Here is a 14,961-nt window from a genome sequence, read left to right on the forward strand (position 1 = left end):
ATGATATTCGAAACCTTATTTAATATGAATAACGATATATTATCATTATAAATCAATATCTTGTCATTTTTATAAGGGCTTATCTTACGAATAAGAAATATCATTGTTCAGCTAATTTTACATATTTTTTATTAATAAATATAATCTTGTTTTCAGTTTTCTTGCTTGATGTTGCTATAATTATTGTAATGATCTATCCATGATAATAGCAGCATCTTTTCATTATAAAGGTAAAAGATTAATGTTATTATTAATATTCAATTGTCTATGATTTTTGCAATTTAAACAGCTCATAGCTTACATTCAACTTTTTCACCAATCTACCTTGTAGAGGAAGAGCACGTTATTCTTTCTGATGATAGGTCATTGTGCATGAAACAAAAACACACTACAATATCAAATTATTTCATTTTGTACAAAAACTGAAGATTTATAGTAAAAAATTAACGTATTACCATCTTCTGTAGTATTATGCATTTATTACACGTTGCAAATCTGGAGGTGTTGCTTCATTTGAGAGTTGTTTAATCACATCTTCTACAGATAAAAGGGTTTGATTTGTACTTCCTAAGCGGCGCATATTTACGCTGTTTGTTTCAGCTTCACGTTTGCCACATACCAAAATTACGGGGACTTTTTGTAAAGAATGTTCTCGTATTTTATAGTTAATTTTTTCATTGCGGAGATCTATTGTTGCGGAAAGCCCAACAGCTTTAAGTTTTGCTGTTATTTTTTGGGCATATTCATTTGCTTCGGATGTAATTGTTGCAACAACAATTTGTTCAGGAGCAAGCCAAAGTGGCATATGTCCAGCAAAATTTTCAATTAATATACCAAGAAAACGCTCCATTGATCCAAAAATAGCACGGTGGATCATAACAGGTTGACGTTTTTCTGAATCTTTATCAATATAGAATGCACCAAAACGTTCAGGGAGATTAAAGTCTATTTGTGTTGTTCCACATTGCCATTCACGACCGATAGCATCCTTTAATGTATATTCAAATTTTGGACCATAAAATGCTCCTTCACCTGGAAGGATGCTTGTTTTGATTTGTCCTGCAAATTTTGTTTCAATCGTTTTAAGGACAGATTCCATGATACTTTCTGCATGATCCCATAATGCATCAGATCCAACTCGTTTTTCTGGACGTGTTGAAAGCTTAAGACTAATTTCTTTAAAACCAAAATCAGCATAAGTTGATAAAATAAGATCATTAATACTGAGACATTCATCGGCTAATTGTTCATCAGTACAAAAAATATGCGCATCATCTTGTGTAAAACCACGCACACGCATAAGACCATGTAAAGAGCCTGAAGGCTCATAACGATGAACAAGTCCAAATTCAGCAAGTCTAATAGGCAAATCACGATAAGATTTTAAACCATGTTTAAAAATTTGCACATGACCAGGGCAATTCATTGGTTTAAGGGCATAAACATTCCCATGATCTGAATCTTCTTCTGCTGAAATTACTTTGAACATATTCTCCTTATACCAACCCCAATGGCCAGATATTTCCCAGAGTGACCTATCGAGAACTTGTGGTGCATTAACTTCAGCATATTGATGATCATCAAGGCGTCTACGCATATAGCTGATCAAATTTTGGAACATTTTCCAACCTTTTTTGTGCCAAAAAATCATTCCTGGCCCTTCTTCTTGAAAGTGAAATAAGTCCATTTCACGTCCCAAGCGGCGATGATCACGTTTTTCAGCTTCTTCTAGCATATGGAGGTAGGCTTTTAAGTCATTTTCATTTGCAAATGCTGTTCCATAAATTCTCGTGAGCATTGGATTATTGGCATCGCCACGCCAATAAGCTCCTGCAACTTTCATTAATTTGAAAGCATTCCCAATTTGCCCTGTAGATTGCATGTGCGGTCCGCGACAAAGATCAAACCACTCCCCTTGATAATAGATTTTTAAATCTTGATTTTCAGGAATGCTATCAATAAGTTCAACTTTATAAAATTCCTTTTTCTCAGAAAAAACTTTTCTTGCTTTTTCACGAGACCAAATTTCTTTTCTAAAAGGTTTATTGCGTTGGATAATTTCACGCATTTTCTTTTCAATGACGGTGAGATCATCTAATGTGAAAGGTTGTTGGCGTGCAAAATCATAATAGAATCCGTTCTCAATGACAGGACCTATTGTTACTTGCGTTTCAGGAAAGAGCTCTTGCACTGCTTCAGCAAGGACATGGGCGCAATCATGCCTTATGAGCTCAAGAGCGCGTGAATCTTCTCGGGTAATAATCTCTACTTGACCAGATTGTCCCAATGGATCCGATAAGTCTCGCGTGATACCATCAAGACTATAGGCGACTGCTTTTTTTGCAAGTGATTTAGAAATAGATTCTGCTAATTCCAAGCCTGTCATTTCGGCGGGGTAATTACGTTTTGAACCATCGGGAAAAAAAAGAGAAATAGAGCAAGACATAAAAACACCCTTTTAATCCAATTCCGCTAACGATTGCGGATGGTTTCGTGAAAATTGAGTAAAAAGCTTATAGACTAATTTTTTATCAATACATGTGAAAAAAGAAAAGGATTATTTGTTGTGTTTGTCAGAAATTTTCCAGTAACGCCAAGGTTTATAAAAACAGCAAGAATTTCCAAGCGATGGAGGGACTGGATCAAAGCCATCTGTTCCAAAGGGCCCACAACGCATGATACGAAAGAGTCCCATCCATGCACCAGCCCAAAGCCCATGGCGAGCAATCGCTTCATATGTATATTCTGAACAAGTCGGAGCATGGCGACATTGATTGCCTATAAGGCTCGAAAGTGTTATTTGATAGAACCGTATTAAGAAAATACCCAATAATCGTCCGGGTGTTTTTTTCCAAGTGCCTGTGTAATTCCGAGTCAACTTTTTTTGTCTAGATTGTGATTTGAACATTTATTTTTCTTCAATTTTTTGAATGCAGTCTATCATTGCATCAAAGGGTAGTAGTGTTGCTGCATGGCGCACTTTATAGTCTTTAATGGGCTGTAAGCAAGAAAAATCCTCAAATGGAGCTTGAGGAGAAGGACCATTTTGCGTTAGCATTTGGTAGATAACTTCACGCAATATTTTAAGATCTTGAGTTGTTTGTCCGATGATATGAGATGCTAAAAGTGAAGCTGAAGCTTGCCCTAGCACACATGCATGTATTTCGTGAGCAAAATCGGTAATAATACTATTTTCCACTTTTAAATCTACAGTGATTGTCGAACCACAAAGGTGTGCATGTTTTCTTGATGTTGCATCAGGATTATTAAGACGCCCAATTTTGCCTATATGTGCAGCATATTTAAGTATTTTATCATTATAGATAGTATCAATCATGCGCTATTGCCTGAAATTTTGAAAGTCGTGATTGTTTAAACTTTTAATTCGCTTATATAGAGATTATACAAAATGAGATAGGTATGGAGCAAATGCTTTGTATAGAGTAAGCTTGGAGTTTTTGAATGCGTAATGTTGTTAAAGAAGACGCAAATTTATCTGAAGAAAAGCGTCCGAGTATTGAAAAGGTGGAAGAAGCGATTCGTACATTACTCTTATGGATAGGGGAAAATCCAAATAGAGAAGGGCTTTTAGATACTCCAAAACGTATAGCCAAGGCATATCGCGAGCTTTTTAATGGTTATAGTCAATCGGTTAAAGAAACCTTAGGTACAGTTTTTGAAGAGGTTTCAGGATACAATGAAGCCGTAATCGTAAAGAATATACCTTTTTATTCACACTGTGAGCATCACATGATCCCAATTATTGGGAAAGCACATATAGCATATCTTCCTAATGCAAAAATTGTTGGTCTTTCAAAAATTGTACGTGTTGTAGATATTTTTTCTCGTCGTTTACAAACTCAAGAAGCTATGACAGCGCAAGTGGCTCACGCGTTAAAAACGTATCTGAAGCCTCATGGTGTAGCAGTATTGATTGAGGCTGAGCACATGTGTATGGCTATGAGAGGAATCCAAAAACAGGGCTCTACAACAATTACAAAAAACTTTCATGGTTATTATGAAAAAGATCAAGCGGCACAAGCACATTTTATGATGATGGTTCAAAGGTCATAGTAAAGCCCATATTTCTCGTAATCTTTATTAAGTTATAAAGCATCCGGATAAAATAAATTATGAGAAAAAGAAAATTGGCTTGTACCTTTCTTTATGATTTGTTAAAGGCTAAAAACCAAGATTTTTTCTTTCCACGTGCGGTCGTGGCGGAATTGGTAGACGCGCAGCGTTGAGGTCGCTGTGGGGCAACCCGTGGAAGTTCGAGTCTTCTCGACCGCACCAGAGCAGTGAGTCTCTCCATAATGAGATGAAGTTATGTTAGAGAGAGGGGATTTATAGGCATTATAGAAAAATCTTTTTTGTATGTTATTTGTTGGTGTGTTGCCAATAATGTTTCGTTTTTTATTACTTTATCTATGCATTTGAAATGTTATATTTTTATAAGGTGGGGTGAAGTTGCAGTGAGAAGTATAATGATTCTGAGATATTTAACACTTCTTATTTGTATTTCTTTATTATCAGCGTGTAGTGATTCACGTGCTGTACTTTGGCATGGGGTGCATGCAACACCTTCTATGACTGCCGTAGAAAGGGAAGTTGAAGGGAAACCAGTTTCTCCAAAAGCCATCGTTCCAGTGTATGTTGCAACGAGTCGTATGATGCAAAATAATTACGCTCAACCTTATGGTGCAGAGCGATCAAATAAAGTTCATTATAATCGTGTTGACGTAGGAATTCCTCAGCAACATGTAAAGGGAGTTGTTGAAATAAATGCCTATAAACCTACGCATGATAAGTATTTTGCAGCAGTAGCATTGCAAAAATACGATAATAAAGAACAGTTTAAACAGCAATTAAATGCTGCTTTAGCAAAAAAGCCAAAAGGAAAAAGAGAAATTTTTCTTTTTATCCATGGGTATAATAATAATTTTGCAGATGGTACATTTCGTACAGCACAGTTTACACACGATTATTCTTTAAATGTTGTCGCTGTGCATTATTCTTGGCCTTCGGCCGGATCAGTTCCTCTTTATATTTATGATCGTGACAGTGCTAATTTTGCCCGTGACGGATTGATAGAGCTTTTAACACTTATTAGTGAAACCAATGCTGATCAAATTTCGGTTATTGCACATTCTATGGGCAATTTTGTTATAATGGAAGCATTTAGAACGTTAGCGTTACAGGGAAAATATAGGCCTATTCGTCGTATTACAAGTTTATTAATGGCTGCACCAGATATTGATGTTGATGTATTTGAGCGCCAACTTAATGATATAAAAAAACTTCCGCAGCCAACCGCTATTTTAGTATCCAGAGCGGATAAAGCTCTTGCAGTTTCAGGACGTCTTACGGGTGGACATCATCGTGTGGGCGATGGCTCAGATATTGAAATGTTGCGTAAAAATGGAATAGCTGTTCTTGATTTTTCTCATGTGGATGGGGGAGCACACAATGTCTTTGCATCTTCGCCAACGTTGATGGCTCTTTCTCGAGAAGGTTCTTTGGCTTCCACAATTATGCAAGGTACAGAATTGTCACCTAGTCAAGCCCTTCTTGCTGATGGTAGTAGTGTGTTGGAAAAAACAACACATCTTATCCTTTATACACCTGTACGTTTTCTCTCTCCACGGATTCCACGTTGATCGTGAAAAGAGAGAAGGGGCTCCATCGAATAATGTATTGGAGGTAATATTTTTTAGCACTTTCTTTAGAATGGTCTTGTAAAATGAAAAATAAATAGCGGGATGAATGTAAAAAACAGTCATTAGGTGAGTTTGTGATGATTGCACGGAAACGCTATGTTAATACGCCTACAGTTGTTGATTATTTATCTCATTCCGCAATTAAGTTATTAGATATTCATGCTATGCTTGTGAAGGTGAGAAAAGGTGATATGGGGGAAAAACCAAATTTATTGCGTCAAATTGATTCTACAAAAAAACAGTTAGATGAGATAAGCCATGCTCTTATTTTAGAATATCGTAAACGCCAAGAAAATGAGCGTTTTTTAAAACAAATTCTGCTATCCATTTCTGATCAACTTTTTGCACTTAATAATGGTTTTAAGGAAACAGGACGTCTTTTTTTTCAAGAAGTTAGAATACTTCAATCTCAGATGCAATGTTTGTATGAGGGAAAGGAGAGGCTGCATTTGTTGAATAGCCAAGAATCTTTTTGTTCTCCATCAAAGATTGATGAAGTCATTAAACAGTTACAAAAAGCACGAGAAAAGCTTATTCTTGAAAGCCCACATCTCTTTGAAAAAAGCACAAAAGCTAAACAATAAAAGTTCTTTAGTTGAGCAGATAGATAATTTGAATTTTACAGCAAAAACGCTGTTAGATAGAAGGCTATAACCTTTTTAAAGAAAAGAATTTGCTTTAATAAATGAAACACATACCTTATATCTTTGCTAAAGTTAAGGCTGATGAATTAGGTGGCTTTATTGAAAAAAATGTTTGTGGAAAGAATTTTACAAAAAACTTTCTGATTCTTTTAATAATAGTCCGCCGGATAATTTTACCAATGTTATGAAGTTGTTAGTATATTCATTAGAAACTTAAACTTTGGTAGAAATTAGCTGAATTTAAAGCATTAAAAAGAAGTTTGATAAAAATAACATGTTTTGTAAATTCACGTTCACCTCTACCTTCTCTTGAATTTAAAAACACTCGGAAAATGAATAAGCTACACGTAATTAAAAAAACATATGGTGCCCCCAGAGAGACTCGAACTCCCGACCCCCTGATTACAAATCAGGTGCTCTACCAACTGAGCTATAAGGGCGTAACCATGTAGGAGTTAGCACAAACTAACAAAAAGGAAAACAGAAAATTATTAAATTTTATACATATTAAAAGAAAACTATATAAAAAATAACCAATTTATTTCCTTTTTTCCACTTTTTACAGCAAGGTTGGAACTATCCTTATGTTGATATCTTATAGAATCTTTTATAAGAATGCACCGTTTTGCTATCGAATTACGAATCTGAAGACTTTGATTGATGAGCAAGGTAATTTTCTAGCCAGTGAATATTATAATTACCATCAGCAACATCTTGATTATTAATAAGATCGCGAAAAAGAGGCAGTGTAGTTTTTATCCCATCGACGACAAATTCATCTAAAGCACGCCGTAAACGCATCATACATTCTAAACGGGTACGTCCATGAACAATCAGCTTTCCAATCATGCTATCATAGTAAGGAGGAATACGGTAACCTGAATAAGCGCCTGAATCAACACGAATCCCTAAACCTCCAGGTGTATGAAAATGTGTAATGGTTCCAGGTGATGGCGTAAAATTAATGGGATCTTCTGCATTAATACGGCATTCAATGGCATGACCAGAAAAACAGACTTCATCTTGTGTTACTGAAAGTTTACAGCCTGATGCAATATGGATTTGTTCGTGGACTAAATCTATACCTGTAATTGCTTCAGTTACAGGATGCTCGACTTGTAAACGTGTATTCATTTCAATAAAATAAAATTCGCCATTTTCATAAAGAAATTCAATAGTACCAGCTCCACGATATCCAAGTTGGGCACAGGCATTTGCAACAATATTTCCAATTTTTTTCCGTTCAGTTTCATTAAGTGCAGGTGACGTAGCTTCTTCCCATACTTTTTGATGCCGTCGTTGAAGTGAACAATCGCGTTCTCCTAAATGAATAGCATTTCCCGCACCATCACCTATGACTTGAATTTCAATATGACGGGGTTTTTCTAAATATTTTTCTATGTAAACAGCGTCATCACCAAAAGCAGCTTTCGCTTCTGAACGCGTTGTTTTGAGAGCTATAGAAAATTCTTGTTCAGAATGAACGACTTTCATACCACGTCCGCCACCACCGGCAGAAGCTTTTATAATAACTGGATAACCAATTTCACGAGCAGTGCGTAAAGCATCTGATTCTTCAGTGACTGCTCCATCTGAACCTGGAACTACAGGAATACCAAGTTTTTTGGCGGTTTTCTTTGCTTCGATTTTATCGCCCATGATGCGGATATGAGTAGCTGTTGGACCGATGAATGTAATATCATGGGCTTCTAGAACATCTGCAAATTTTGCATTTTCAGAAAGAAAGCCATAACCTGGATGAACAGCATCCGCTCCTGTAATTTCACAAGCAGCAATAATTTGCTGAATACTCAAATAAGAATCACGAGCGGGAGGAGGGCCAATACAAACACTTTCGTCAGCAAGACGAACATGCATTGCATCTGCATCAGCGGTAGAGTGAACAGCCACGGTTTTTATGCCAAGTTCTTTACATGCACGTAAAACGCGAAGAGCAATTTCTCCTCGATTAGCAATGAGGATTTTTCGAATCATGGTTGCCCCTCGCTTTATTCAACAATAATAAGTGGTTCACCAAATTCAACAGGTTGACCATCTTTGACAAGAACAGTGGTTACCGTACCGGAGCGCGGTGATGAAATTTGATTCATTGTTTTCATGGCTTCAATAATAAGTAATGTCTCCCCTTCAGAAACATTTTGTCCTACTTCTACAAAAGGCTGTGCGCCTGGTGAGGGTGCAAGATAAGCTGTTCCAACCATTGGAGAGGTTATTGTGTTTTTTGATTTATCTTCTTGGATAGATTGTATAGGAGATTCAGCTGTTGGAACTGGAGAAGATGTTACAGAAAAAGTAGGAGTAGAAACAGGGGCATAGATTGCTTGCTCAGAAGAAGTTAAGGTATTTTGGCGAGAGACACAAATACGAAGCTCCCCTTGTTCAACTTCAATGTTCGTTAAATTTGTATCATTCAAAATTTCAGCAAGATCACGAATAATTTTCGTATCAATTGCGGTTTTTGCCGAATCCATTTTTTTTGTTGCCATTTTATTTCTAACTCCTTGATCAATGAAGATCGTCATTATCTCATTTTATGACCGAATATCTCTAGATTAGGGATGACATCTTTTGAGGCTTTAAAGATTTTTATTTCCTTTAAATCATTATACTTTGCAATTTAAAACTTGTATCTGCTTTACGTAAAATTGCACTTATAAGCCTGTTATCAAAAAAGAGAAAGCATAAAATTACCTCATTTACAGTATTCTTCCTAAAACGGATCAGGTATTCACTGTGTATTATCTATCGCTTGTTTTAGAATATCTTGTCTGGCTGCGCCGATGAATATTTTATCACCAATGATGTAAGAAGGTGTTCCCGTAATATGAAGTGCAGAGGCAATTTGAATGTTTTCTTTAAAAGCATTTTGCAGAGTGGGATCTTTTATTGCATTATGTAGTTTTTTTTCATCTGCTCCTAATGAAACAGCTACTTTAATAGCTTTAGCTTCATTTGCACGACCCTGATACATTAAAAGCGTTTTGTGAAACTGAGGATATTTCTCTGGAAATTGTTTTCGAAATGCGTAGGCAACAGTATGGGCTGCCATAGAATCAGAGCTTAAAATTGGTAAGTCCTTGATAATAACCTTTAAATCTGGATATTCTTTTATCAAGTCTTCTATATTTGAATAGGAAATTTTACAATAACCACAGTTGTAATCAAAAAAATTGACAAGCACTCTTTTACCATTTGGGTTTCCCAAAACAGCGTCATGAGGAGAATGAAAAATCTCTTTTTCTAATGAATGAATGACAGAAGTTTGTTTTTGGCTTTCGTATTCATTCTGTTTTTCCAGCTTATCTTGAAGAATAAGCTGCATTTCAATCATAATTTCTGGATGAGTAAGAAGATACTCTCTGACGATTTGTTGAATATGATGAGAATCAGTATGTGGTATCATTTTTTCTTTAAGCTTAGATAAAAAGCTAGAATCTTCCAAAAGTTGTGATTTAAGCTTTTCTAAGCTTAAATCATTTGCTGTTTTTGAGTGTGATGTTGCGTTTGATAAAGAAGGTAAAAAGATTAAAATACTCGACATAACTATGACTAAAATTTTTGAAAAAAGTGTTATTTTCGAGTTTTGAGAGTGATAATTCATTTGTATACCTTCACATTTTTTAGGGTGTCATTGAGTGAACTATATGAAAAGCGCTATCTATGTGCAATGAAGCATTTAGTTATAGTGTATCTTTAAGAATGAGAAAAAACATCAATTTTTCTCTAAAAAGATTTCATATGATAAACCTTGGCTTGGTAAGGATTATGTTTTGTAAAAGATAAAAAAATTCTCTTTAATTTGTCAAATGTTGTTTTGATGTATAAGGGTATCAAAAGCTTTTTGTGCGTGTTTATTTTAGGAAAAAGTACGTTGATAATACAATGAAGAACATTTGTATTATTTTTTCCTGTTGCTTTATTGAGTACTGAGAAACAAAATTAAATAATGAAAAGTGAAATTATGAAAACCACAACACATTATGATCTGTTTATCATTGGAGGAGGGATAAACGGCTGTGGATTGGCAAGAGATGCAGCAGGACGCGGATTTAAAGTGGGATTGGCTGAAATGAACGATCTTGCATCTGGGACCTCAAGTGCGTCAACAAAGCTTATTCATGGTGGGCTTCGTTATCTTGAACACTATGAGTTCAAACTTGTTCGTGAAGCATTGAAAGAACGCGAGATTATTTTACGTATGGCTCCACATATTGTGCGTCCTTTGCGTTTTCTCCTTCCTTATCATAAAGAATTGCGCCCTGCTTGGATGTTGCGTTTTGGACTTTTTATTTATGATTATTTAGGGAATTGGAATCAGAAATTGTGGCGCAGTAAAACGATTAATTTTTCACAAAAATTTTGCTCTACACTGAAGAAAGAATATCAGAGAGGTTTTGAATATTCTGATGCAAGAGTAGATGATGCGCGTTTAGTTATTGGCAATGCTCGTGATGCAGAAAAGTGGGGAGCTGATATAAAAGTACGAACAGAAGTTCTCTCTTTAAAAAAAGAAGACAATAAATGGCGTATCTTTCTTCAAGACAAGTTAAGTAGCAAAGAATATAGTGTCACAGCTTCTTATGTCGCGAATATGACAGGTCCTTGGATTGATCATGTTTTAGCAAGCATATTAGATTGTAAAGAACATCCACCAGTACGGCTTGTTAGAGGTTCTCATATTTTGGTTCCCAAGCTTTATACTCATGATCGTGCTTATATTTTTCAAAATGGTGATGGGCGTATTATATTTGCTATTCCGTATCAAGAAGAGTTTACCTTACTTGGAACAACAGATTGTAATTATCAAGGAGATCCGGCTGACGTTCATATTACTGATACAGAAATTGATTATATTTGTGCAGCAGCCAGTGAATATTTCATACAACCAGTGTTGCCTGAAACGATTGTCTGGTCTTACTCGGGAGTTCGTCCACTCTATGATGATGGAGCTTCAAAAGCACAAGAAATTACGCGCGATTATGTTTTAAAAGAAATGGGAACAGGAACGACACCAAAGATACTTAATCTTTATGGTGGAAAGATTACAACTTATCGTAAGTTGGCTGAAGATGCGATGAAATTTGTTGAAAAAGAGCTTGGTAAAAAGGGAGCATCATGGACGGCTAAGGCAGTACTTCCAGGGGGTGATTTTCCCTATAACAAATTAGATACAATCGAAAATAGGATTGCTCTTTTAATGCCAGATTTAGATGCTTTTACACATCGCAGGCTTGCACGCTCCTACGGTACGGAAGCATTGGTGATCTTTGCACATGGTAAGGCAAATAAAGGAAAAAATTTTGGACATGGGCTTTATGAAGTAGAAGTAAAATGGTTGATGGAAAAAGAATGGGCTAAAGTATGTGAAGATGTGTTATGGCGTCGTTCAAAACTGGGGCTCCTATTTAATGAACAAGAGGTTGATACTCTTTCTTCCTATATGCAAAGCCAACAAGAGATTGAACAACGTTTATGATCATTTCATTTTACAGATTGTATCTGCAATATTGTAAAATATTTTCCTTCGAGAGATACTGATATTAGTTATAGATATTAAAAAGGCAATGGTTGTCTATACCCTGATTTTAGTTTTTTTTTGCAAGAATCACAAAATGGCAAAATTAGATAGAATATTTAAGATGAAATTTGTCTATCTTATAAAGTGAAATCTAAGAATATTACCAAAAAGAACTCATTGATAAAAAATAATTTATAATTAGATTCGTGTGAAATAAGGGTTTTTCCTTCTTTAAGAGAAGATAAAAGCTACTTTCTGTATCGTTTATTTACACAATGAGTTAAAAAAATCTAAAGAAAATTAAATCGATCATGAAAAATTCTATAATGTGTTAGTTTAGCATTTATTATCTTAAACGCTGTACTAAATCATGTAAGGGAAGAGGCTTGAAGAGCGTAAGAAGAACTTATAAATGAGTTTTTTATATTATAGTAAAAATCTTCTTTTTTCATGTTTATATACCTGAACACTAATCTATGAGAAATGCGATATTGTGTTGTGGCATGATTGATTGTAGTAAACCTTGATATCAATTGAAAATAATGAGCTGTTATTATACTCATGATAGTATAAGAGAATAAAATTTTCCGTAAACTAAAAGTAAGTATTTTTTTATGTATAAAGAGAGAGCTATAGGGACATGAGAGTAATACCCTCATGATATTTTACAACCTTCCATCGCCTATAAAATTTGCAGTAGCACCAATGTTGGACTGGACAGACCGACATTGCAGATTTTTTTATCGTCTTTTAACGAAAAAAGCTCTCCTTTATACGGAAATGATGGTAGCAGATGCTGTCATTCATGGTGTTCGCGAACAATTGTTGGCTTTTAGCGACAAAGAATGTCCAGTTGCATTACAATTAGGGGGCGCAGATCCGAAAAAGTTAGCAGAAGCTGCACGAATTGCTGAGGATTTTGGCTACAACGAAATAAATCTCAATGTTGGTTGCCCATCAAATCGTGTTCAAGCAGGTGTCTTTGGAGCTTGTTTGATGCTACATCCAGACATTGTGGCAAATGCCGTAGAAGCGATGAAACGAGAGGTTACTATACCTGTAACTGTCAAATGTCGGATTGGAGTGGACGAACAAGATGAAGAGTTAGCGTTAGATCTTTTGGCTAATCAGGTTTGGAATGCTGGATGTGATGCGCTCTGGATACATGCACGCAAGGCATGGCTACAAGGATTGAGTCCGAAAGAAAATCGCAATATTCCGCCCCTTAATTATGAAAGGGTTTACAAATTAAAACGTCTATATTCTCATAAATTCATTGGGATAAATGGTGGAATTAAATCGATTGATGAGATCAAAGAACACTTAACTTTCTGTGATGCTGTCATGGTTGGTCGCCAAGTTTATCATGATCCAACTTTGTTAAAACATATTGATTTTGAACTCTATGGTGAGTCGCAGAATAGTCTAAGTGAGAGTGATCTTATTGAGGTTATGTGTGATTATGCTGCTCGACATATTGCATCGGGGGGGCGGCTTTCTCATGTGACGCGTCACATGATTGGTTTATTTCATGGGCGGGGTGGGGCACGTCGATGGCGGCAAATACTATCAAATGATGCGACAAAACCAAACGCAGATATATGTACTTTAAAAGAAGCTTTTTATGCTCTCATTTAATAACAGTCAGACAATTAACATATATTAAAGTTGAGATCCTTTGCGTTTTGATTTCTTTGCGATAATTTTGATCCCTTCAATTTTATAAGTTTTTGAAAGTTTATAACTTTTATTATGAATAAGAATGTTAGAATTTATATATTAAACGGCATGCTGATTATGCCTATTAAATAAAAAATAGTTTAAGGGTATCACTGTAAAGGTAGTCATAAGATATTAATAACATTTTGAATCTTGCACGTTTGTTATTGGGGTAGAAAATAGAATATAGAAATTATTGCCTTCATAGTATTTAACTTTTTTAAAGCACTGTTAAAAAAACAATAAATTATTTATATCCTGTATATATGACGTGATTTTCATAAATATTGTAGATTTTAAAAGGTATCCTTATGATCGCTAGTCCATTTGATGATTTTCGTGCTTTGCTTACAAATTTACCTGTTGCTGATGAGTTTTCTATAATTTTGGCAAAAAAACGGCAAAAAAACTTAACAAAAGAGCAAGGAACATTGGGAAAACTAGGAGATATTGCTGTTTGGTATGCGGGGTGGAGGGGTACAGAAAAACCTATCGTAACGCGACCTTTGGTTGCTATTTTTTCTGGAAACCATGGTATTGTAGAGGAGAATATTACACCATTTCCACAATCTATGACACAAAAAATGGTAGAAAATTTTGCATCTGGTGGAGCTGCTATCAATCAAATTTGTATTGCTTATGATCTTGGATTAAAAATTTTTGATTTAGCATTGGAATATCCAACAATGAATATTACGAAGGATGCCGCAATGGATGAGCGGAGTGCGGCTGCTACAATGGCATTTGGAATGGAATCCATTGCGGGTGGGACAGATCTTTTATGTATTGGAGAAATGGGAATTGGAAACACAACAATAGCTTCAGCTTTATGCTTAGCATTGTTTGGAGGGGAAGTGGAAGAATGGACAGGAAATGGTATGGAATCAGAAGGTGATTTTTATCAGCGTAAAATTGCAGCGGTTAAGACAGCCATTTCTTTGCATAAGGATTATTTTAATGATCCTTTTGAGATAATGCGTCGCTTAGGAGGACGTGAGATTGCTGCTATGGTTGGTGCTATTTTAGCAGCAAGAATAGAAAAAATACCCGTTATTTTAGATGGTTTTGTGGCAACAGCAGCTGCAGCGGTTCTTTATAAAATGCATCCAAAAGCTCTTGATCATACCCTTGTTGGACATGTTTCTTCTGAGACAGCTCATCGTAAACTTTTAAAAAAAATTGGCAAAGAACCACTTCTAGATTTAGGGATGCGTCTTGGTGAAGGGACAGGAGCAGCTATGGCAGCTGGTATTGTCAAAGCTGCTGTTTTAACACATGCACAAATGGTGGTTTTTTAACAAGAAAGTTTGAATGCCTAAAAGATCATAAGACGGATATA

The 14,961-nt window shown here is 35.6% G+C and carries 12 protein-coding genes and 2 tRNA genes; 7 read left to right on the forward strand and 7 right to left on the reverse strand.

Features of this window, described 5'->3' with window-relative positions; translation table 11 throughout:
* Positions 1-469: 469 nt before the first annotated feature.
* The 3 genes from thrS to ACFINH_RS04010 form a co-directional block, all read right to left on the reverse strand.
* Positions 470-2,446: a threonine--tRNA ligase gene (thrS, locus tag ACFINH_RS04000; protein ID WP_375611577.1), complete on the reverse strand. Its 1,977-nt coding sequence runs from the start codon at positions 2,444-2,446 to the stop codon at positions 470-472.
* 111 nt (positions 2,447-2,557) lie between these two features.
* On the reverse strand, positions 2,558-2,908 hold the full coding sequence (yidD, locus tag ACFINH_RS04005; RefSeq protein ID WP_375632204.1) for a membrane protein insertion efficiency factor YidD: 351 nt from the start codon (positions 2,906-2,908) through the stop codon (positions 2,558-2,560).
* Positions 2,909-3,337 (reverse strand): iron-sulfur cluster assembly scaffold protein, encoded by a 429-nt coding sequence (locus ACFINH_RS04010; protein WP_375632205.1) that lies wholly within the window; start codon positions 3,335-3,337, stop codon positions 2,909-2,911. It lies immediately after the preceding gene.
* Between the two features lie 125 nt (positions 3,338-3,462).
* Here ACFINH_RS04010 and folE point away from each other — a divergent pair, with 125 nt between their 5' ends.
* From folE to ACFINH_RS04030, 4 genes are all read left to right on the forward strand, one after another.
* Positions 3,463-4,074 carry a GTP cyclohydrolase I FolE gene (gene folE / locus ACFINH_RS04015; protein ID WP_375611579.1) on the forward strand — a complete coding sequence of 204 codons (612 nt, stop codon included), beginning with the start codon at positions 3,463-3,465 and terminating at the stop codon, positions 4,072-4,074.
* 137 nt (positions 4,075-4,211) lie between these two features.
* Positions 4,212-4,296, forward strand: a tRNA-Leu gene (locus ACFINH_RS04020).
* Positions 4,297-4,487: 191 nt separating this feature from the next.
* Positions 4,488-5,660, forward strand: coding sequence for an alpha/beta hydrolase (locus ACFINH_RS04025; RefSeq protein ID WP_375607121.1), 1,173 nt, complete (start codon positions 4,488-4,490; stop codon positions 5,658-5,660).
* Between the two features lie 137 nt (positions 5,661-5,797).
* Positions 5,798-6,304, forward strand: coding sequence for a hypothetical protein (locus ACFINH_RS04030; protein WP_015856440.1), 507 nt, complete (start codon positions 5,798-5,800; stop codon positions 6,302-6,304).
* Positions 6,305-6,728: 424 nt separating this feature from the next.
* Here the strand turns inward: ACFINH_RS04030 and ACFINH_RS04035 are convergent.
* The 4 genes from ACFINH_RS04035 to ACFINH_RS04050 form a co-directional block, all read right to left on the reverse strand.
* A tRNA-Thr gene (locus ACFINH_RS04035) sits at positions 6,729-6,804 on the reverse strand.
* A 196-nt stretch (positions 6,805-7,000) separates the two neighbouring features.
* Positions 7,001-8,359, reverse strand: a complete 1,359-nt coding sequence (gene accC, locus ACFINH_RS04040; RefSeq protein ID WP_375613402.1) for an acetyl-CoA carboxylase biotin carboxylase subunit — start codon at positions 8,357-8,359, stop codon at positions 7,001-7,003.
* A gap of 14 nt (positions 8,360-8,373) precedes the next feature.
* Positions 8,374-8,871 (reverse strand): acetyl-CoA carboxylase biotin carboxyl carrier protein, encoded by a 498-nt coding sequence (gene accB / locus ACFINH_RS04045; RefSeq protein WP_375613403.1) that lies wholly within the window; start codon positions 8,869-8,871, stop codon positions 8,374-8,376.
* A 242-nt stretch (positions 8,872-9,113) separates the two neighbouring features.
* On the reverse strand, positions 9,114-9,986 hold the full coding sequence (locus ACFINH_RS04050) for a DsbA family protein (RefSeq protein ID WP_375632206.1): 873 nt from the start codon (positions 9,984-9,986) through the stop codon (positions 9,114-9,116).
* A 345-nt stretch (positions 9,987-10,331) separates the two neighbouring features.
* Between ACFINH_RS04050 and glpD the strand changes: the two genes are divergently transcribed.
* From glpD to cobT, 3 genes are all read left to right on the forward strand, one after another.
* On the forward strand, positions 10,332-11,861 hold the full coding sequence (gene glpD, locus ACFINH_RS04055) for a glycerol-3-phosphate dehydrogenase (protein WP_375621286.1): 1,530 nt from the start codon (positions 10,332-10,334) through the stop codon (positions 11,859-11,861).
* Between the two features lie 699 nt (positions 11,862-12,560).
* The gene (gene dusA / locus ACFINH_RS04060) at positions 12,561-13,541 is read left to right on the forward strand and encodes a tRNA dihydrouridine(20/20a) synthase DusA (protein WP_375632207.1); all 981 of its coding nucleotides are present in this window, start codon (positions 12,561-12,563) and stop codon (positions 13,539-13,541) included.
* 392 nt (positions 13,542-13,933) lie between these two features.
* Entirely contained in the window at positions 13,934-14,920 is a 987-nt protein-coding gene (cobT, locus tag ACFINH_RS04065; protein ID WP_375632208.1) for a nicotinate-nucleotide--dimethylbenzimidazole phosphoribosyltransferase, read from the forward strand.
* Positions 14,921-14,961 lie beyond the last annotated feature (41 nt).

The sequence above is a fragment of the Bartonella sp. AA74HLJMH genome (genome assembly GCF_042197045.1).
Classification (GTDB): Bacteria; Pseudomonadota; Alphaproteobacteria; order Rhizobiales; family Rhizobiaceae; genus Bartonella.